This window comes from Microcystis ichthyoblabe FBCC-A1114, from assembly GCF_050500245.1.
In the GTDB taxonomy this organism is placed as follows: Bacteria; Cyanobacteriota; Cyanobacteriia; order Cyanobacteriales; family Microcystaceae; genus Microcystis; species Microcystis ichthyoblabe_A.
The window spans coordinates 201,034-221,642 of record NZ_CP191408.1 but is presented as its reverse complement, the minus strand read 5'-3'; the positions used below and the strand labels follow the sequence as shown (position 1 = coordinate 221,642).

The 20,609-nt window shown below is 41.8% G+C and carries 18 protein-coding genes and 1 pseudogene; 5 read left to right on the top strand and 14 right to left on the bottom strand.

The window, feature by feature from the left end:
• Nucleotides 1-129: 129 nt before the first annotated feature.
• Nucleotides 130-1,578, bottom strand: coding sequence for a M16 family metallopeptidase (locus ACQY1Y_RS01025; protein WP_430013797.1), 1,449 nt, complete (start codon nucleotides 1,576-1,578; stop codon nucleotides 130-132).
• Between the two features lie 521 nt (nucleotides 1,579-2,099).
• On the opposite strand from ACQY1Y_RS01025, the gene ACQY1Y_RS01020 reads away from it, so the two are divergent.
• A complete protein-coding gene (locus ACQY1Y_RS01020; protein WP_002751922.1) occupies nucleotides 2,100-2,597 on the top strand; it encodes an HNH endonuclease in 498 nt (165 codons plus the stop codon).
• On the opposite strand, the gene ACQY1Y_RS01015 is transcribed toward ACQY1Y_RS01020, so the two are convergent.
• From ACQY1Y_RS01015 to ACQY1Y_RS01005, 3 genes are all read right to left on the bottom strand, one after another.
• The gene (locus tag ACQY1Y_RS01015) at nucleotides 2,594-2,947 is read right to left on the bottom strand and encodes a hypothetical protein (RefSeq protein WP_430013796.1); all 354 of its coding nucleotides are present in this window, start codon (nucleotides 2,945-2,947) and stop codon (nucleotides 2,594-2,596) included. The two genes, ACQY1Y_RS01020 and ACQY1Y_RS01015, sit on opposite strands and share 4 nt — an antisense overlap.
• 89 nt (nucleotides 2,948-3,036) lie before the next feature.
• A complete protein-coding gene (hypD, locus tag ACQY1Y_RS01010) occupies nucleotides 3,037-4,149 on the bottom strand; it encodes a hydrogenase formation protein HypD (RefSeq protein ID WP_430013795.1) in 1,113 nt (370 codons plus the stop codon).
• Between the two features lie 116 nt (nucleotides 4,150-4,265).
• Nucleotides 4,266-4,529 carry a HypC/HybG/HupF family hydrogenase formation chaperone gene (locus ACQY1Y_RS01005; protein WP_004162041.1) on the bottom strand — a complete coding sequence of 88 codons (264 nt, stop codon included), beginning with the start codon at nucleotides 4,527-4,529 and terminating at the stop codon, nucleotides 4,266-4,268.
• A 404-nt stretch (nucleotides 4,530-4,933) separates the two neighbouring features.
• On the opposite strand from ACQY1Y_RS01005, the gene ACQY1Y_RS01000 reads away from it, so the two are divergent.
• A complete protein-coding gene (locus tag ACQY1Y_RS01000) occupies nucleotides 4,934-6,835 on the top strand; it encodes a transketolase C-terminal domain-containing protein (protein WP_430013794.1) in 1,902 nt (633 codons plus the stop codon).
• Between the two features lie 780 nt (nucleotides 6,836-7,615).
• On the opposite strand, the gene ACQY1Y_RS00995 is transcribed toward ACQY1Y_RS01000, so the two are convergent.
• The 4 genes and pseudogenes from ACQY1Y_RS00995 to ACQY1Y_RS00980 all read right to left on the bottom strand — a co-directional run bounded on the left by ACQY1Y_RS00995 (nucleotide 7,616) and on the right by ACQY1Y_RS00980 (nucleotide 11,318).
• A complete protein-coding gene (locus tag ACQY1Y_RS00995) occupies nucleotides 7,616-9,256 on the bottom strand; it encodes an MBL fold metallo-hydrolase (RefSeq protein ID WP_430013793.1) in 1,641 nt (546 codons plus the stop codon).
• Nucleotides 9,257-9,280: 24 nt separating this feature from the next.
• Entirely contained in the window at nucleotides 9,281-9,403 is a 123-nt protein-coding gene (locus ACQY1Y_RS00990) for a hypothetical protein (RefSeq protein WP_002737208.1), read from the bottom strand.
• Nucleotides 9,404-9,686: 283 nt separating this feature from the next.
• Nucleotides 9,687-9,995, bottom strand: a pseudogene (locus ACQY1Y_RS00985) (IS30 family transposase); the annotation flags it as partial.
• 138 nt (nucleotides 9,996-10,133) lie between these two features.
• On the bottom strand, nucleotides 10,134-11,318 hold the full coding sequence (locus ACQY1Y_RS00980) for a tetratricopeptide repeat protein (RefSeq protein ID WP_002737498.1): 1,185 nt from the start codon (nucleotides 11,316-11,318) through the stop codon (nucleotides 10,134-10,136).
• Between the two features lie 37 nt (nucleotides 11,319-11,355).
• On the opposite strand from ACQY1Y_RS00980, the gene ACQY1Y_RS00975 reads away from it, so the two are divergent.
• On the top strand, nucleotides 11,356-12,531 hold the full coding sequence (locus tag ACQY1Y_RS00975) for an esterase-like activity of phytase family protein (RefSeq protein WP_430013792.1): 1,176 nt from the start codon (nucleotides 11,356-11,358) through the stop codon (nucleotides 12,529-12,531).
• 111 nt (nucleotides 12,532-12,642) lie between these two features.
• Here ACQY1Y_RS00975 and ACQY1Y_RS00970 read toward each other — a convergent pair whose 3' ends face one another.
• The 4 genes from ACQY1Y_RS00970 to ACQY1Y_RS00955 form a co-directional block, all read right to left on the bottom strand.
• Nucleotides 12,643-13,194, bottom strand: a complete 552-nt coding sequence (locus tag ACQY1Y_RS00970; protein ID WP_002751943.1) for an NYN domain-containing protein — start codon at nucleotides 13,192-13,194, stop codon at nucleotides 12,643-12,645.
• Nucleotides 13,195-13,263: 69 nt separating this feature from the next.
• Nucleotides 13,264-14,550, bottom strand: a complete 1,287-nt coding sequence (locus ACQY1Y_RS00965; protein ID WP_430013791.1) for an RNA-guided endonuclease InsQ/TnpB family protein — start codon at nucleotides 14,548-14,550, stop codon at nucleotides 13,264-13,266.
• Between the two features lie 493 nt (nucleotides 14,551-15,043).
• Nucleotides 15,044-15,868, bottom strand: a complete 825-nt coding sequence (locus tag ACQY1Y_RS00960; protein WP_016517085.1) for a sulfurtransferase — start codon at nucleotides 15,866-15,868, stop codon at nucleotides 15,044-15,046.
• The gene (locus ACQY1Y_RS00955) at nucleotides 15,837-16,280 is read right to left on the bottom strand and encodes an ATP-binding protein (protein ID WP_002777751.1); all 444 of its coding nucleotides are present in this window, start codon (nucleotides 16,278-16,280) and stop codon (nucleotides 15,837-15,839) included. The genes ACQY1Y_RS00960 and ACQY1Y_RS00955 overlap by 32 nt, the downstream gene beginning before the upstream one ends.
• A gap of 172 nt (nucleotides 16,281-16,452) precedes the next feature.
• Here ACQY1Y_RS00955 and ACQY1Y_RS00950 point away from each other — a divergent pair, with 172 nt between their 5' ends.
• Nucleotides 16,453-17,589, top strand: a complete 1,137-nt coding sequence (locus tag ACQY1Y_RS00950; RefSeq protein ID WP_430013790.1) for a SpoIIE family protein phosphatase — start codon at nucleotides 16,453-16,455, stop codon at nucleotides 17,587-17,589.
• On the opposite strand, the gene ACQY1Y_RS00945 is transcribed toward ACQY1Y_RS00950, so the two are convergent.
• Nucleotides 17,590-17,913 (bottom strand): STAS domain-containing protein, encoded by a 324-nt coding sequence (locus ACQY1Y_RS00945; RefSeq protein WP_002751946.1) that lies wholly within the window; start codon nucleotides 17,911-17,913, stop codon nucleotides 17,590-17,592.
• A 145-nt stretch (nucleotides 17,914-18,058) separates the two neighbouring features.
• Here ACQY1Y_RS00945 and crtO point away from each other — a divergent pair, with 145 nt between their 5' ends.
• A complete protein-coding gene (crtO, locus tag ACQY1Y_RS00940; protein WP_430013789.1) occupies nucleotides 18,059-19,705 on the top strand; it encodes a beta-carotene ketolase CrtO in 1,647 nt (548 codons plus the stop codon).
• Between the two features lie 537 nt (nucleotides 19,706-20,242).
• On the opposite strand, the gene ACQY1Y_RS00935 is transcribed toward crtO, so the two are convergent.
• The gene (locus ACQY1Y_RS00935; RefSeq protein WP_430013788.1) at nucleotides 20,243-20,572 is read right to left on the bottom strand and encodes a type II toxin-antitoxin system RelE family toxin; all 330 of its coding nucleotides are present in this window, start codon (nucleotides 20,570-20,572) and stop codon (nucleotides 20,243-20,245) included.
• Nucleotides 20,573-20,609: the final 37 nt, after the last annotated feature.

Genomic DNA, 20,609 nt, shown 5'->3' with positions numbered 1-20,609 from the left:
TAACCCTAAAAGTCTCTGGGGAATTGATGAAGACTATGCTTTTATGATAGGCAATTTGTCAACATTTAAAAGGAAATTTTTCTCAGGTGTGTTAGCGTCATGTAACACACCCGACATCTCTACAGTTATTTATATTTGTGTGATGGTGACATCAACAGTTTTAACCGTAGTTCCCAAACTGGATAAAGGAGGTTGAATTTCCTGTTCATTACCCACCACAAGAGTCACAATTTGATTCGGTTGTAGATATTGTTGGGCCACTCGTTGAATATCGGCAATTGTCACCCCTTTTACCGCTTGTTGATAACGGAAGATAAAATCTTGGGGATAACCATAATATTCATAAGTCATCAATCGCGATAAATTTTGAGCAGGTTTCTCAAACTTAAAAACAAAAGAATTGAGAATAGCATTTTTAGCGTCTTCTAATTCTTTGGCAGTAACGGGTTGATTGCGAAGGCGCTCGATTTCGCCTAAAATTGCCTTAATAAAAGGTACGGTAGCATCGGTGCGAGTTTGACCTCCGGCAATAAATAAACCGGGATAATCATAACGACTATTCCAGACACCATAGACAGAATAAGCTAATCCTTGACGGGAACGCACTTCATTAAATAAACGACCACCAAAACCGCTTAAAATCTCATTTAATACCGTTAAAGCGGGATAGTCGGGACTATCCAAACGACCCCCAAGATGACCTAATAAAACGCTACTCTGGGTTAATTGGGGTTGATTGACGACAAAAACACCTTGAAGATTTTTTTGGGTTGCCGAAGGGGTGACAATTTTAGTGGCAGTGGCGGGATTTTTCCAATCGCCAAAAGTCTTATTGATTAATGCTTTCATCGACGGAGAATCAAAATCACCGACAATTCCTAAAATTATTTGGTCGGGACGGACATAGGTGCGATAAAAATCGATTAAATCCTGACGGTCAATATTAGCTAAAGTGCTATATTCTACAGTACGAGCGTAGGGACTATTATCACCATAGACTAGCTTTTTAAACTCCCGACTAGCAATATCACTGGGATCATCATTACGTCGGGCAATTGCTCCTTTTTCCTGAACTTTGGCTAATTCCACTCTCTGATTTTCAAAAGTTGGGGAACGCAAAACCTCAGCAAAGAGATTAAAAACGGTTTCTAAATCTTCACTAAGAGCGCTAAAACTAGCAGTTCCAGCGTTAAGATCGATCGAGGTTTCTACTAGGGCTGCTCTTTGTTCTAATAACTGATTTAAGACATTAGAAGGATGTTTTTCCGTGCCACCACTACGCAGCACGGTTCCAGTAATATCGGCTAATCCGACTTTTTCCCCGGATTCTAATCTTCCTCCCGTCCGAATCATCGCCGTACCACTTACTAAAGGTAAGCTCCGATCCTCCACTAAATAAACCACCATCCCATTATCTAGTTGATAGCGCTCGTATTGGGGAACTGTAACTTCAGGAAGGGGAGGAAAAGTTAAATCGGTAAAATGTCGCGGGGTTTGGGCAATTGCTGGGGAACGAAAAGCTAGGACACCTATCAGGGTGATCAGGATTAAACCTAGCCATTGTAAGCGTTTTTTCATGATTTGAGTCGAAATTATTGAGAGGAATAGATAAGAGGGAACAAAAGGCAAATCTGGCCGCTTTTTGCTTTTTACGGTAGTCCTCAAGAAGTAATGATGATAGAATAGTCGCTAAAAATCAAGTGTCTCTCCGCCATGCCTAATTGTCCAAAATTGCCTACGGATCCGGGAGATATAGTATTTTATCTATCACTATAATTCCTCTTTGGATTTATCATTACTTGTTTAGCACCATCAATTTCAATCAGATTCTTGAGTATTTTTCGTTCCCCCTACAAACCCATTCTAAACTAGAGGTCGGCATTGCTGCTTTGGCATCGTCCTGAGCATTCAAACTCTCGAACTAGCTTCGCCAATTCAAAAATGAAACGCATCAACCTCAAGACCCTTTTGCATGAGTGCCTCTTGCCGTTCGGCTGTCCTGATATGTAGCCTATGCTCAACGGATTGAGTATAATAGGTCCCAATCCGAGTGATATGTGTTACCATTCGGGGTAAATTCAAGCGATCTCCAGACACCTATGAGCAAGGTTCTCGTGTTGAATGCCTCCTACGAACCGCTAAATATTACCAGTTGGCGGCGTGCGATCGTTTTATTATTGAAAGGAAAAGCTGAATCCCTAGAACATAACGGAAAAGTGGTTTGTCGTGACTTACCCCTACCTTCCGTTATCCGTCTTAGGCAATACGTCCGTGTTCCCTACAAGGAAATTCCTTTAACCCGTCGTAATATTCTCGAACGAGATCATCACACCTGTCAATACTGTCTCTACCGAGGTGAACAATTAACCATTGATCATGTGATTCCCCGTTCTCGCGGAGGGGGTGACACTTGGGAGAATTTAGTGGCGGCTTGTGTGCGTTGTAATGTGCATAAGGGCAATCGTACACCAAAAGAGGCCAATATGTCCCTACTCGCCCAGCCACGTCGTCCCTACAGCAGTCTCCACTTTGAGCTATTAAAGCACACCAGGGGGAATCACAATCACGAATGGCGTAAATATGTCATCGGTATTTAGGGTGAAAAAGGCATGGTGAAACCAAGACCAAAATTGATTCCCATGCCATTATTATTAGTCTGGGTGCGAGGATTGGCAACTCCCGTGCCTAGATAAACCGCACAACCGCGACAGGGGGAATTGACTCGGTAGCGCACCGCCATGGGATCATTGGGATCGGTGATAGTTACTCCCTGATGGTTTAAATCTTTAATTAGATTGGTGACGGGTTTGAAAAAATCGGCGCTGGGGAGTTGACTTGGTTGCAGTTCTAGGGTTTGTTCTTGGGAAGCAAGAACGATTTCGGAAGCGATAATTAGCAGTAGAGAGGTAGTTAAGCCAAATAAACCCAGATTATTTTTGATCTTCATTTTTTTTTATCACCGAGAGACTGTTAATTTTTTCTGGTGAGAATTCTAGCGTTTTCTCACCAGAAAGGAACCTAATCAGTAAAAAAAATCTATTGATTTCTACCATACTTATAATAAGCGGCACAAGCACCTTCACTAGAAACCATACAAGTACCGATGGGGTGTTCGGGAGTACAAGCAGTCCCAAATACTTTACATTCCCAGGGTTTTAAAACACCTTTAAGAATTTCGCCACACTGACAAGCTTTGTGATCTTTAACACGCTGATTGGGTAGGGTAAATTTTTTCTCCGCATCAAAATTACTGTACTCATCTCGCAGTTTTAATCCTCCTTGAGCAATTTCTCCTAAACCTCGCCATTCAAACTGATCCCGCAGTTCAAAAACTTGCTTGATTGCCGATAAAGCGACTCTATTTCCTTGATTTTGTACCACTCGATCGTACTGATTTTCTATCTCACATCTCTGCTCATCTAATTGTTTTAATACCATCCAAATTGATTGGAGAATATCCAAGGGTTCAAACCCAGAAACTACCACAGGTTTATGATATTCTTGGGCAATAACTTGATAGGGTTCTGTGCCAATTACCATGCTAACATGACCAGGACCAACAAAACCGTCTAACTGTAAATCTGGGTTATCTAACAAAACTTTCAGAGCGGGAATAATCACCACATGATTAGAAAATAAACTAAAATTAGTGATGCCATCTCTTTGTGCTTCTAAAACAGTTAAAGCGGTGCTAGGAACGGTTGTTTCAAACCCTAATGCTAAAAATATTACTTCTTTATCGAGATTTTCTCTAGCAATTTTTAAGGCATCGCGAGGAGAATAAACCATGCGAATATCATCACCTTTTGCTCGCGCTTGTAGCAGACTCAAATGGGAACCGGGAACACGCATAGTATCGCCAAAAGTTGTCAGAATTACGTTCGGTTTTTGTGCGAGAAAAATGGCATCATCTAAACGACCTCGCGGCATCACACAAACGGGACATCCAGGACCATGAATTAATTCGATAGTTTCTGGAAGTATTGCCTCGATACCGTATCTAAAAATTGAGTGGGTATGACCTCCACAAACCTCCATAATTTTAGTAACTTTTTGCTGCTTTTCAGAGATTCTTATCGATAATTGTTCTATTTGTTGAATTAATCCCGACGCTTTAACTGGATCACGAAATTCATCAACGTATTTCATAGTTTATCTCCTTTAATTATCATTTTTAGCTGTCGGTCGTCAGTAATAATTGCCGTAATTTACATTTCTTATAGATAGACAACAGCATTAATTTATGGTTGACTACTTTAAGAACATTAATTATGATTAAATTCTGCCTCTAATTCTGCTAATTGTGTTAATAAACTTAAGGTTTCTTGCGCCTCATCTTCATCGATTCGATTCATGGCAAAACCCACATGAACTAATACCCAATCCCCTACACAAGTATTAGCGGGATGGTCTTCATCAACAATACAAGCGATATTTACTTCTCTTTTTACACCCCCCACATCGACGAGAGCGAGATGATGGTTTTCATCAATAATTGCCGTAATTTGTCCCGGTATGCCTAAACACATAGTTTTTACCTTAAATCTAGTTTTTGTTAATTATGCGCCGATTTTTGGGCTAGAGATTGCATTAATATCAACTGACAGCCCTTCTCATAAAGATGAAGTATAACCTAATTTGATATTGACGACCTACGACCGCCTCCCGAAAAGGAAAACCGAGTCAAAGGTTATCCTTTTTACTTGGTCTTAGCTGCCATTCTGGACTATTGCCCTCAAGAACAGCTTTTTTTCTCCTATCTTTTTTAAGATTTCCCCCGTCCCGGACCGTGGACGCTATCCCAGCAGGGGTAAAACTTTTGTATTAGGGACTACACCAATGATAAGAAATTATTCAATCAATCGATCGGGTGACATTCTAGGCTATGATTTCCCTGACTATAGTTATTTCTCTACATTAAGGAAAATCTACGATGACAACCTTTCCCATCGATTTGAGTGCCTATAAACCCATCAGTCTCGACCCCAGTAACCCCACCCTCACCGACGACCAAAGAAGCGCCCTAAAAGCCAATATCCAACTTTGTCGCGATGCTATCATCTTTTTTACTGCCACGGGTGCGGCCCGGGGTGTGGGTGGACACACCGGCGGTCCCTACGATACCGTCCCGGAAGTGGTGATTCTCGATGCTCTTTTCCGCAGTCAACCTAGTCAATTTGTACCAATCTTCTTCGATGAAGCAGGACACCGCGTCGGTACTCAATATCTCATGTCTGCGTTAGAAGGTTCTTTACCCGCAGAACAATTAATGCACTACCGCGAGGCCAATTCTAAACTCCCCGGACACCCGGAATTAGGATTAACCCCCGGTGTCAAATTTAGTTCTGGCCGTTTAGGACATATGTGGCCTTACGTTAACGGTGTCGCTTTAGCTAACCCCGGAAAAACCGTTTTTTGTTTAGGTTCCGATGGTTCTCAACAGGAAGGCAATGACGCGGAAGCTGCCCGTTTAGCCGTGGCTCAACACATTAATGTTAAGCTGATTATTGATGATAATGATGTGACGATTGCCGGTAATCCTTCCAAATATTTACCCGGTTATGATGTGGCTAAAACTCTCACAGGTCATGGTCTAAAAGTGTTAGTGGGAGATGGGGAAGATATCGATAGTTTGTATCGCAATATCTGTGAAGCAATTAATACTCCGGGCCCGATTGCGATTATTAATAAACGTCCCATGTGTCCCGGTATTGAAGGTTTAGAAGGTTCTAACCACGGTCATGATGTGATTTCTGTCCCCTTGGCTTTAAAATATTTAGAGGCAAAAGGACACAGTGCCGCCGTTGAATATCTCAACAGTATTAAGAAGCCTTCTAATGACTATAAATTCCTCGGTTCTGGGGATAAATGGGGTTCTAACCGCAATGTTTTCGGCGAAGCGGTAGTCAGTCTTTTAGGCAAAATGAGCGAGGAAGAACGCAAGGCTAATGTCTTAGTAGTAGATAGCGATTTAGAGGGTTCCTGTGGTTTGAAAATTATCCATGATAAACATCCCGAAGTGTTTATTCCTTCTGGTATTATGGAACGGGGCAATCTTTCGGCAGCCGCTGGTTTTGGTATGGAAAAAGGTAAACAGGGAATTTTCGCCACCTTTGCCGCTTTTCTAGAAATGTGTATTTCTGAAATCACCATGGCCCGCTTGAATTATTCTAATCTTTTGTGTCATTTTTCCCATTCCGGTATCGATGACATGGCCGATAATACCTGTCACTTTGGTTTGAATAATTTCTTTGCCGATAATGGACTCGATGACGGTTACGAAACCCGTCTTTATTTCCCAGCCGATGCGGCACAAATGACCGCTTGTGTCGAGGCAACTTTCCATCAACCCGGTTTACGTTTTATCTTCTCGACTCGTTCTAAAACTCCCAATATTCTTGATACTAAAGGCCATAATTTCTTTGGCGATGGTTACACCTTTGTTCCCGGAAAAGATGAAGTAATTCGGGAAGGCACTGCCGGTTATATCATCAGCTTTGGCGATGGTTTATACCGCGCTTTAGATGCAGTGGAACGCTTAAAACAAGAGGGGATCGACGTGGGTTTAATTAATAAACCGACTCTCAATGGGGTGGATGAAGAAATTATCGCTAAAGTTGGTAATTCTCCCTTTGTTTTAGTGGTAGAAGCATTTAACCGTCGCACGGGTTTAGGTAGCCGTTATGGTTCTTGGTTACTCGAACGCGGTTTAACTCCTAAATACGCCTACATCGGTACTCACCATGAAGGTTGTGGCGGTTTATGGGAACAATTCCCCCACCAAGGTATTGACCCAGTTGGTATCATTAGTAAAGTTAAATCTTTAATCGCTTAGATAGTATTTTAGGGTGGGCTTTAATCAGTTATCAGTTATCAGTAGAATTATTGTAAATTAATTATATGTTATAGTGGTGGTTTAACTAATTTTCCCCAAAAAATTAGTTAATCAGTACGTTTGTTTTAAATAAAAACTTGAAGTTTTACTTTTAACTCAAAACTCTTTAGATATGCTTTAATTTGGTTATCAAAACCTCTTTATTTGAGCGGCACAAACTATCTTAATTTTTATAATTGAGAATAAATTCTCCTGATTAATTACAATTCTCCTTCACTGGATTAATGTTTGGCAACTTTTAAGAAATGTGAAGATATGTTCTATAGTCATTTCAATTAAGATTGAGAATATCAATCCCAGAGTTCATAAGGATTTTGTTGGTCTAGATTGTATCAGACTTATCTGAAATGACTATATTCTTTTTTTAACTTCTATCCAAAAATCAATAAAAAAGCCAAACCGTCTGTTTTACCATAAAAAAATTATGCAAGAGGTCTATTGGCGACGATTAAGCAAAGACTACGAGGATTGACACGAAACTCTTTCCCTGAGCTACGTTGAACAGTTCGAGGCGTTTATTTATCTCGGCATGATTCGACTCATGTTGAGGCGGCTTGCCTAGACAACTAGGCTACCTGTGACCCTTTTTAAACATCCTCTTAGTTAAAATCTAAGGGTTTTGTTAATTTTTTAGTATTTCTGTAGGGAGGAAGTCCCAGAATAGTGACTCCTAAAAACCGACTCCTAACCCCAGCTACCAACTTTTTCAGCAGACCCTAATTATATATTGGCTTCAAAAACGGGACAATAGCCTTCGGCAACCACTTTAAAACCGTAGAGGGGAGAAGCGGGATTCCAACAGCGCTGACTTTTGTAGTGGACACAGACACGACAGCAATCCATCTCCTCTAAAGCTTTGGTGATGCGATTAGGACTCTCGCTTAATAATTCCCGTTGGGAGACTCCCCGCAATAATAATTCTTCCCCTTGCCAGCGTGCTTCTACCAGTCCCGTATCGGCGAAATTACTCCACCGGGGATCCCGGGTGATCGACTCTGGTAAGGTGATAGTGACGATCGAATCCGATTCATTTAATTCTCCCTCATAGTGACTGGGGGCCGGGGGTGTCGGTTGCATAAAGCGATCGCCAATAGGCAATTCCACCAGGGTTCCCACGGCCGGAGAATGGAGTTGATAACGGCTTTGTAATTCTTCTAAACTGGTCAAATCCGCTAGATATAGGGAGGAGCCATGGACGAACATGATATGCTGCGGTCGCAGGTTATGGATTAGTTGGGTGGTGTTGCGACTATCGCTATGTTCAGCCAGTAGATAGGTTTCTTGGCTAATTAATCGCGAACGCTGTGCCGCTTTTAATCGGGGATTCTCCGGGTTGATATCGTGCAGGTGTTGGGGAACTAACATCAACCAAGGTTTATCCCCTTGCAGATATTTACTCACCTCCTCTAGGCGATCGATTAGTAAAATTATCGGAGTGGTTCCCCCTAGAGGTGTCGGTTTTTCTGGCAACCTTCGCAACCGGGGACAGATGCGCTCATCCCAAAATAAGGGCTGATGTTTGGCAAAATTCTGGACAGATGCGGGAAATTGTGGTAAAATTTCTAGGTAGGCATCGCAAGCTTTAGCGATCTTGCCCCCAACCCAGATATCAATATCGCGACCCGTGAATTGATGATGCGATCGCAGTAATTTTAAAATTTCTTGACCCAATCCCAAAGCGGGGACGGGTAGTAAGACATTTTGCCCCTCAGCGATCGCATGATAGATGCGATTCATCAACTGTTTTTCCTGCTGTCGTCGGTGGGGATGGCGTTCTGTGCCGTAACTGCCTTCAATAATCAGCACATCGGGGGATATTCCCCGCAGCAGATCGATCGATAATCCTTCCACCAGTTGAAAATTAGATAGGGAAAAATCGCCGGTATAGAGGACTTTATAGGTACGTTTGGGGGTTTTGTAGGTGAATAAGACCACGGCGGCCCCGGGTAGGTGGCCGGCCGGAAAAATCTCGACGGTGAGATCATCAAAGAGAGTGATCGGTGATCGCCATGGCCAACCCTGACAGAAACTGCCGATTTCCTCGGCAGAATCGGGCCATTGTAGGGGCAGCAGTTGTACTGTCACCTCACTGGCATAAACTGGCAATTGGGGATAGGTCTGATGGAGAGCCATTAACCCACGGATGTGATCGCTGTGGGCATGACTACAGAACACCAGATCTACGGGTGGTTTTTTGTTTTCGGTCAGGGGTTGCATATCGGCCAAACCGCAATCTAAAAGTATGCGATAGGAACCGATTTTCAGTAGAAGACAAACCCCTTCCGATGCGTGACCGACACCAAAAGGTAAACAGGATAAAAGGGATTTTGACCCCCAGACAGCAGTAGAGCGTTGAACCATGGCAACCCTGATTATGATGACTGGTTAGTGAGCCGAACCGTTGCCATCGTAGTTATCGCTATCATAAAAACCGTTGCGGGTGCCGAAAAAGAGACAGGAGACGGTGAATACAGCCGTTAATGCCAACAGGATTAATTTGATGTCCATATAATTAGTGCAACTCCTCAGAGGGTAATCTCCCCTCATACTAACTCAACTTTTTCGGTTCTTAGCAGCTAGGTTTCGGATTTGACCATGGGCGCTCACCCTCTTTTAATAATTAAACTTGTCAGTAATTTGTGATGATTTCAGCAAAAACTACTGGTAATTTTCGAAAAGACTAGCATCTTTTGTCATAATATAGCAAACCTAAATGAGTTGTGAAAAGGCATCAAATCTTTTCAAATTTCCTAACTTGACAAAGATTATATTTGGCAAAAAATTGATCAATTTAAGTCTGAATTGCATCCCTGTCTAATCTACCTTTATAGAATACCTCATTCGGGGTACGATAGTCAAGACATTTTCGAGGACGATTGTTAATTAAGTTTACGGCTCTTTCTACCTCCTCTGGTTCAACGATTTTCAAATTCGTTCCCTTGGGAAAAAATTATCTCAATAGTCCATTAGTAGGCTCGTTTAATCCCCTCTCCCAAGAATGATAAGGAGTAGCAAAATAAAAATCTGCTCCTAGTTTCTGACTCAACTCTTGATGTCCACAAAATTCTTTGGCCTTGTCATAAGTAAAGATTTTTCTTTCAGTAACTGAGGAGCCTTTCTTTGTCAAATCTTGAGGTTGATGCTTTTCATTTTTGAATTGGCGTTTTAAGATTCACTAATAATTGCTGACTGATTGTTGGTATTTCTGCAAATGTGAGATGCGATCATGGTTTCAAAACTATTCAGGATTATTTATTGCTTGATTAATTTGAGTGATTTGGGTTTGAAAATATTGTTCACGATAACGGATAGCTTGGGCTAATTCCGCACCTTTTTGGAAAGCGAGTAAAGCTTGGGGATAATTTTTTCTCTCTAGATAAATTTGACCGATTTGATCGTAGGTGTTCATTAAACCGTAGTAATTATAACCCAATTCATGGACTTTAATTAATTCTTGATAGATTTGTAAAGCATAATCCACCTGTTGATAACTTTTATAAAGTTCCGCTAACTTATTTAAAGCTTCTCCTGCGGTGCCGTACTGTTGTAAAGCAAAAGCGAGAGAATAGGCTTCTTGAAAGTTTTGGCTGGCTTTATTTGCATCTTTTAAAGCTTGGTAATCTAAGCCAATTTGAATTTTTAGATCGGGGATTAACTGTATTTGCTGATTTCTGATCTCGGTTTCAGCTATTTCTTCTTTAATTTTTACTGCGTTAGCTGGTTGCAGAGATTCTCGATAAATTTCTGCTAGTCTTTGCAGATAAATTCCTTGATTTAAAGAATTATTCTGCGCCTTAGAAATAGTTAATAGTTCCTCGTAAACTGGGGCGGCTTTTTGATAATCAAAACGGGATAAATGAATTTGACCAAGTTGATTTAAAGTTGCTTCTACTGCCAGATTATCCCCAGATTTTCTGGCATTAGCTAGGATTTTATCATAGACAATTATCGCCTCATTAAAAGCTCGTACCTGTTGATAGGATGTACCTAGTAATGCTAATAATTCCCCGTCCATTGTCTGGTTAATTTCTGCGGTTTGTTGCACAGTTTTTAAACGAGCAGTAATTAATTTAACATCCTCGGTTCGATCTCGATTCCAAGCTGCTAACCCCACTTTTCCCAAAGATTTTACTTCTTCTTTGGCTCCTAAATAACGATTTAATTTAATCACTTCATACCAGATAGGAAAAGCTTCCTCATTTAATCCCGCATCGTATTTAGCTTGAGCTTCAGCATCCCGTTGATCGATGTATAATAACAGTTGACGATGCTCCAAGGGAGTTAAAGGGCGATCGATTGCGGGTAATAAAGGACTTTTTAGGGGAGTTTCGAGGGGATTGGGTGCAGGGGTTTCTGTTTGTGCTAGGAGAGGAAGGGAAGTACCGATCAAACAGAGCCATAAACTGAGAGAAAAACGTAGCATAATAGATTGATAGGAGCGTAGTAGAGGATGATATTTTGTGATCGATCGATTCTATAAGAGACTGACTGCCGAAAATTGCCGTTTGCCAATTTTGGGTTTAATTGCTAGTTTGATTGTAACCTTTAGTCTGGCTGCCTGTGGTGTCTCCCCACAAGTTTTGGCAGAACAACGAATGTTTCTACCCCTCTCGATCGAGTTTTTGGGAGAATATCAGTTACCACAAGCGGATTATCAGGGGACAAGGGTGGGGGGATTATCGGCAATTACCTATGATCGCAGCAATAACCGCTTTTATCTCCTCAGTGATGATCGTTCTCAGAAAGCTCCGGCCCGCTTTTATCGGGCTAGTTTGCAGATAAATGATGAAAAAATCGAAAAAGTGAATTTAGAGGCAGTCACGTTCCTAAAAGATAGCAAGGGAGAAACGTTTAAAAAGGGATCGATCGACCCGGAAGGTATCGCTTTTTCGCCCCGACAAACTTTGTTTATTTCCAGTGAAGGTGCGGTTAAAGAGGGAATTGCTCCTTTTATTGCTGAATTTGATTTACAGGGACAATTAAAGGAGTCTTTATTAATTCCTAATCGCTTTTTACCGGATGATAGCAATCAAAAAGGAATACAGGATAATTTAGGGTTTGAATCCTTAACTTTAGGGATTACCAGCACCCTCAAAGACGATCCTTTTCGTTTGTTTACTGCCACAGAAAGCGCTTTAATTCAAGATAGTCCCACGGGAAAAAGAGCAGAAAATCTCAGAGTGCGACTTCTTCATTATGTGATTGATCCGATTGGTGCGCCTGTGTTAGTATCGGAACAGTTGTATGTCTTAGATGAGCCTCCCAGTAGTGCGAGATACTACGGTTTAACGGAATTATTAGCTTTAGAAAAAGAGGGTTATTTTCTCAGTTTAGAGCGAACTTTTGGTTTAGAAGGTTTTGGAGCGAAACTATTTCAGGTAGTTAATGGGAGTGCCACTGATACCTCGAAAATCGCCAGAATACCGGGGGAATTAGAAGCTTTACAGGTGCAACCCTTGCGGAAAAAATTATTACTAGATTTAGGGACTTTGGGGATTGATTTAGATAATTTGGAAGCAATGACCCTCGGTCCAAGATTAGCTGATGGTAGTCGCTCTTTGATTTTAGTCAGTGATGATAATTTTAATCCGAATCAGGTCAATCAGTTTTTACTCTTTCGACTCAAGGAAAAATAAACAAGAGATGGTTAATTGCCTCACCTATCTCCTTCTGGGAGAAGGTTTGGGGTGAGGACTACCAATAAAGAAAAAGGGGATAAATAGTCGGTTTAAAGACAAAACGGCCGATTAATAATCACTTTTTTCGATATCTTTGCGAATATCATTCAGGTCAATATAGCGATCGGTAGCGTTGCGTAATTCCCTAGCGATCATCCCTTCCGTAGAAACTACGGTAATATGAGTATTTTTAGAGCGCAATAGTTCGATCGCTCGTTCAAAATCGCCATCACCGCTAAATAAAATCACTCGATCGTATTGATCGACGGTATTAAACATATCGACGACAATTTCGATATCTAAATTAGCTTTCTGGGAAAAACGACCGGAACTATCATCATAATATTCTTTCAAAATTTTTGTTCTCACCGTATAACCCAAACTAATTAAAGCATCGCGAAAACCTCTTTGATCTTGGGAATCTTTTAAACCCGTGTACCAAAAGGCATTAATTAACATAATATTCGGGTCGTTGGTGAAGTAATTTAACACCTTGCGCGGGTCAAAAAACCAACCATTTTTTTGTTGAGCATAAAACATATTATTGCCATCCACAAAAATCGAAAGGCGATCTTTCGGACGGGTGCCACCATTACAATGACAAAGACCGGCTTCTGTCATACAAAATACATACCTAATTTCTTATAGAGTTTAACTATAAAATTACCTTTTATTGACATACTCCCACCGTCAAGCTACGCTGTGACGGGGGATTCTTGACCTATCACTATCGGAAATTCCTTGCTCGACGAGACAACTTAGATTCTCAATGTCTCCACTGAAAATCCAGAGGCCGGACTCTCCCAAGGCGTTTGGGTCGGTTTCTGTTTGCCCAACAGTACCGTTGAGATGATTTCCCAAATATTGCAACCCTTTTTTAAGAATGTTGATGGCTGCATTATGATCCCTATCTAAGACTGTTTTACAGTTAGGACATTGATGAGTTCTAGTGCTTAATGTTTTTTGAACTCTCGTCCCACAAACTGAACAATCTTGGCTAGTAAAATGGGGAGGAACAGCAATACAAACAATCCGATAAATCTTGGCAAAATAATTCAACCATTCAGTGAATTGATACCAAGAAGCATCAGAAATCGACTTAGATAGCTTACGGTTTTTGACTAAGTTTCTTACCTTTAAAGCCTCATAGACTACCAGATCATTAGACTGGACTAACGCCAAAGCGTCTTTAATTGCTTTGTCTTTACGTTGTCTTGATACTTTCAGGTGAAGCCTAGCTACTTTTATCCGTTGCTTGTGATAGTTTTTAGACTGTTTCTTTCCTTGACGAAATCGTTTTGATAATCTCCTTTGTGCTTTTTTAAGTCGTTTTTCTGACTTGCTTAAATAACGTGGATTCTCTACAGTATTACCTTGGGCATCGGTATAAAATTCCTTTAACCCTAAGTCAATTCCTGTTATTTGTCCCGTTGGTTTATGGGATTCTTGCCGCTCTACGTCAATCAAAAACTGGCAATAATAACCGTCAGCACGTCTAACAACTCTTACCCGTCTAATCTGTTGTTCTGAATAATAAACTAATGTCTTTTGACTACACCATAAATCAAATTCTCCTGCTTTAAAGCCATCAGTAAATCTGATTTTACGTCGATCATCAGATAGTTTGTAGCCTGTTAGTTTATACTCAACGGAACGGCTATGCTTTTTAAACCGAGGAAACCCCTTTTTTCCCGGTATCTTAGCATGACAATTCTGGTAAAACCGATTAATTGATTGCCAGGCTCTATCAGCAGCCGATTGACGAGCTTGAGAGTTTAATTTATTAACCCAAAGAGTCTCTTTATTGTTAGCTAGTACCGCGCAAAGTTTTTGGAGATCATTGCGGGTTGTCCCTTGATTTGACCTCCAATAACGAACACAAGAGTTACGCACAAACTGAGAAGTTTTGATCGCTTCATCAAGCTGGTGATATTGCTCTGGTGTTCCGTTTTTTAACTTTGCTTCTACGACTAGCATCTAACAATCCTTGACCTTTGGCTAAGTTAATTATAACACAGTTTACCCACAGATGGTAGAATTAAACCGATGCTCCGTTGCTAATATTCTGGTCGGATTTCATCCCCCGCAAAGGTGAGTATCTTGTCGAAAAATGTGGCGGGGGCATTCATCCGACATTTTAGGTAATTTTACGGGGGAAAATAACTATTCTTTGAGGAATAGCGGTGATTTGAGAGCAAAAAGATAGCAACTAAAATAAAAATTAGCTTTTTTGTCTAAGTAGGGAGGCACAATTATTTGTAGGATGGGTTAGCGGTAGCGTAACATAATCGGGCGTTGGGTTTCATGCTTCAACCCAACCTACGTTCATCTTATATTTAATTCCACCCACCCACTTAGAAGACAAACTAGATAATAGTTTCGGAATAATTAAAAGTGATAATAGGGGGATTGTACAGTAATTAGGTCATTTTGATAATCTTTCTCGATAGATGAGCATCAACAAGGCTGGTTAGATCAGGTAGGAACACCAATCACTCCAACCTCCAGAATATAGCTTAACATTCTCGTATCCGGCTAGGGTCAGGGAAAAGATATTAACACAGGCTGTCACTCCTGAACCACAGTAGAGGATAATTTCTCGATCGCCTTGCCGCTCTTGCCAACGTTGTGTTTGCAGGTCCTGGGGTTGGGAAAAACCCTGACTATCGGTGACTTCCAACCAGGGATAATTAAGCGCCCCCTCGATGTGGCCCGCGATCGGATCGATCGGTTCCCTTTCACCCCGATAGCGATCGCTTTCCCTGGCATCAATTAACACCACTCCCCCTTGCTCTTTTTGCCTTTTTACCTCCTCGATCGTCACTACCCAATCCTGTTGAACTTGGGGGAGAAAAGCGCCGGTTTTCGGCACAGGTATCTGATTAGAGACGGGATAACCGGCATTTAACCAATTTTGCCAACCACCATCGAGAATGCTGACTCGTTCATGGCCCAGATAACGTAATAACCACCAGAGACGACTGGCAAAGGCAAAACGGGAGGAATCGTAGGCGATAACATGGGTTTGACCAGAAATCACCCCTAAAGAGCTTAATTTAGCGGCTATCGTCTGCGGATTCGGTAAAGGATGACGGCCGCCATGACGGGCAATGGGAGCCGATAAATCGCGATCGAGGTGTAAATAGAAGGAATTTTCAATATGATTGGCTAAATACTCTTGATAACCGAGCTCGGGATCGTTTAATTGAAAACGACAGTCAATAACCATCAGATCGGGGCGATCGAGATTAGTTAGTAACCAACTAGGAGAAACGAGGGGTGCGATCGGATTCATGGCGGGAAAATTGTTTAATAATTAACAGACAGTTGCGCTGATCTTCGCTGCGAGTATAACTGAGTTGATCGGCGATTTTTTGGAGGATCGGCAGTCCTTGCCCATGACCAGAGAAACTATAGTCATGATAGGCGTTTTTCTCGATAAAGTCCTCTAAATCGAAGACGGAACCCCGATCCCAGATGCGAATTTCCATCTGGTGAGGGGTAATCTCAATCTCGATCTCGATCGGGATTTCGGGGGGGAGGTGTCGGTGAGCGTGACGGACTGCATTGGTAAAACCTTCGGCAAGAGCAAGCTGACACTGGAGCCAGTCTTTTTGGGGAATGCCCGTCGGTTCAAGTTGCTGAAAATATTTTAAAACGGTATCTAAGGACCTGAGATCGCTATCTACCTGAAAAGAAATCTTCACCCCCAGCTTACCTCTGCAATGCCTTACGCTAGAAGTTATACCATTTTTCCCCAACTATGAATGATGTGTTAGCTAGATTCTGGATTTAATCTTCTCTTGAGGGACAAGCAAAGTCATCCGTCAGGGAGTCCGAGGTAAGCAGTAAGATTGAGATAGTCGAGTTACAAAAAAGATGGTACGAATTCTAGTAATTGATGATGATGGAGTAATTCAAACGTTCCTGAGACGAGCTTTGCAGAAGGAATACGAGGTTTTTGTTGCCAGTGATGGGGAAGAAGGATTAAAGCAAGCGGGGCAACTAAAACCGGCGATGATTATTTGTGATTGGATGATGCCGGGGATCGATGGGTTGGAAGTTTGCCGGCAAATTAAGCTTAATCCCCAACTGTCAACGACTTTTTTTATCCTCTTAACTTCTTTGGGATCGGTGGAGGATCGGGTGAAGGGATTGGATGCGGGGGCCGATGATTTTTTGTGTAAACCGATCGAAATTAATGAGTTAAAAGCGCGTGTGCGAGCGGGAATGCGTTTGCATCAATTAAGTCATGATCTGCAAGCACAAAAACAATTACTAGAAATCGAGTTAGCCGAGGCGGCGGACTATGTGCGATCGCTGTTGCCAGAACCTTTTATTTCTCCAAAACTTGCTATCGATTTTCGCTTCCTTCCTTCTCGTCAATTGGGGGGCGATGGCTTTGATTATTATTGGTTAGATAATGACCATTTGGTCTTATATCTTTTAGATGTGGCGGGCCATGGTTTACGAGCGGCTTTACCTTCCCTTTCCGTAATTAATTTACTCCGTTCCCGTGGTTTAAGTCAGGTGAATTACTATGAACCTAATCAGGTTTTACAAGGGTTAAATCAAGTTTATCAAATCAGTCCTAAGAATGATAAATATTTTACTATTTGGTACGGAATTTATGATCGGAAACAACAACAGTTAACCTATGCCAGCGCCGGTCATCCCCCAGCAGTTCTCCTGACTCAAAAACCTTTTGGCCAGATGATTGAAACCAGACTGAAAGCCCCCGGTTTTCCCATCGGGATGTTTCTAGAAGCAGAATATATTAATCAGGTTCAATCCCTGAATTTACCCAGTAGTCTTTATCTTTTTAGTGATGGAATTTACGAGATCGATTGTGCTGATGGTAGGATGTGGGGACTAGAGAACTTTATTCAATCTTTACGAAATTATCACGGTAATTCCGCCAAAAATCTCGATAATTTTATTGGAGAAATTCAAGCTTTACAATTTGATGGCAATTTTAAGGATGATCTTTCGATTATGCAGGTGGATTTTCGCTGATTAACTTCCTAAAATTTTTTGTTCTAATTCTTCTCGGTTATTGAAAATTTCAAAAACTCGATCCATATCGGTCAATTCAAATAACATTTTTATCTGATCATTAATCGAGCAGATCAATAGTTTACCCCCCGCAGAACGCACGGTTTTTAAGGATAAAACTAGCGCCCCTAAACCAGAACTATCCATAAAGGTGACATCCTTAAAGTCAACGATAATAACCTCGGAACCTCCCTGCACGGCTTCGGCAATTTCTTGGCGAAATTCGCTGGCTTGGTTGCCATCTAAAATACCGGATGGTTGAATAACTTTGATGGAAGAACTCATAAAAAAAAGGAAAAATTAAATGTTTTCTACCTGCTCACTGATAACTGCTCGCTGAAATCTGCTGATAGCAGCCAATCTTTAACTATTTTTAACATATTAGGGTCAAGAAAAGCGCAAAATTAAAAATAGGAATTTTTGAAACTGTATGGAAAGTTACGATGTCATCCTCATCGGTGCGGGGCATAATGGTTTAGTTTGTGCCGCCTATCTCCTCAAAGCTGGTTATCGCGTCCTCCTTCTCGAACAGCGTAGCGTACCAGGAGGAGCGGCTACCACAGAAGCGGTTATCCCAGATCTAGCCCCCGATTTTAAGTTTAATCTCTGTGCGATCGATCACGAATTTATTTTTTTGGGGCCGGTAATTGAGGAATTAGAGCTAAAACGCCACGGATTAGAGTATTTATTCTTCGATCCTACCGTTTTTTGTCCCCATCCTTCTGGCCAATATTTTCTTTCCTATCGCTCTCTGGAAAAAACTCACGCCGCAATTGCCCAGTTTTGTCCGCGAGATGCCGATCGCTACCTTCAGTTTATCGACTATTGGGGACAGTTGATGAATGCGATCGGGCCTTGGTTTAACGCTCCACCTCAAGATTTGCTCAGAATCGCCCGCAATTATAACTCTAGTGCCTTAGCTAGTGTCTGGAAAGTGATCGGCTCGAAAAAGAAACTGCTCGACTTCATCCGCACGATGATTACTTCCCCCGAAGATGTCCTCAATGAGTGGTTTGAGAGCGAATTTGTCAAAGCACCCCTGGCTCGTCTAGCGGCAGAAATTGGCGCTCCTCCCTCCCAAAAAGGTATTACCTCCGGGATGATGATGATGGCGATGCGTCACTCCCCCGGGGTGGCTCGCCCTCGTGGTGGTACAGGCGCACTAACTGAGGCTCTGGTGAAATGTGTTGTCAGTCTCGGTGGGGTGATTTTAACCGAGCAGAAAGTTAAACAGATTCTAATCGAGGAAGGACAAGCGATCGGGGTTAGGGTGGACTCTGGAGGTGAATATCTGGCAAAAGCGGGTGTTATCTCTAATATTGACGCTAGACGAGTTTTTTTACAGTTAGTCGCTCCCGCCGATGTGGATGCCGCCGATCCAGAATTGCGAGAAAGGGTAGAACGGCGAATTGTCAATAACAATGAAACAATTCTTAAAATTGATTGCGCCCTCGCGGAAGCGCCAAGGTTCGAGGCTTACGATCACAAGGAGGAGTATTTACAGGGAACGATTCTCATCGCCGATTCCGTGCGTCACGTTGAACAGGCCCACGCTTTAACGATTTTGGGGCAGATTCCCGACGAAAATCCCTCGATGTACCTAGATGTCCCCACTATTCTCGATCCCTCTATGGCTCCCCAGGGCAAGCATACCCTCTGGATCGAATTTTTTGCCCCCTATCAGATTGCCGGGGCCGAGGGAACGGGATTAAACGGCACGGGATGGACGGAAGAATTAAAAAATCGCGTGGCCGATCGAGTTCTTGATAAACTGGCCGATTATGCTCCCAATCTCAAATCTTCGATCATTGCCCGTCGGGTGGAAAGTCCGGCCGAATTAGCTAATCGTTTGGGTTCCTATAAAGGTAATTACTATCATCTTGATATGACCTTAGATCAGATGATTTTCCTGCGTCCTTTACCGGAAATAGCTAACTATAAAACCCCCATTAAAAACCTTTATTTAACTGGGGCAGGAACTCACCCCGGCGGCTCAATTTCGGGAATGCCGGGGCGCAATTGCGCTCAGGTTTTTCTGCGGGATCAAAGCACTTTTCTGCAAAGATTATTTAACTAGGGTTGGCTGAATAAATGTGAAATAAGTAGGTAGGCGTTAAAAGTTATCAGATGCCCCTCTTATTAAGGGGGGATTAAGGAGGGATCCCCCCGCCTATCGGCACCCCCCTTATCAAGGGGGCAGGGGGGATCGAACCTAAAATCCATTTTTAATTTAATTATAACCAGCTACTTATGTACAAGGTAAGGGGTTTAGTGGCTTGTTTCACAAAACAGATGCAAGATTTTAAAGCTAGTGTCTCAAAAACCTTGCATCTTGATCAGCGATCGCCTGTACTTTTTCACCAAACTCTAATTATTTTTTACTATTTGAGTATCGGGGTGATTTTCCCTTAATTCCAAAATGTAATAAGACAGTTGAATAAAAATACTATAGTGATAATTCATGGGTTGTCTCCTTGATTTAATTTGGCTAGTTCCTGAAGTGCATTTCTTCCGTCTTTTTCCTGGTAGTGATCGGCATCACTACTATTTTTGCCTAACAGGATCAAGCTATATTATAAACGGGGATGAATTCAGTGGTTATGACCGCTATTACCTAATCTCCATAGTGTGTTTTGGTACGAATAATCAGAATAGTTTTATCGTCTTCATAAATTTCATAAAGCAGACGATCTTTTCTATTTAGGCGATAGGAATACAAGCCTTCTAAATCGCATTTTAAGGATTTGCCAATATAGGGATTAATTGCAATTATGTTAGTTAAAATTTCTTGAAGTTTGACTTTTTGTTTTTGGGTGAGTTCGTCGGTATCTTTTCGCGCTTGTTTAGAAAAGACAATTGGCTCTTCTGGTTTCTGTGTGGAAACGAAGCCTATACTGATAGTTTCTTCGGCAAAATAGTCGTAAAAGTCTTTCTCCGTCAACATTTCACGATTCCATAAGCAAAAATTATCACACAAAGTC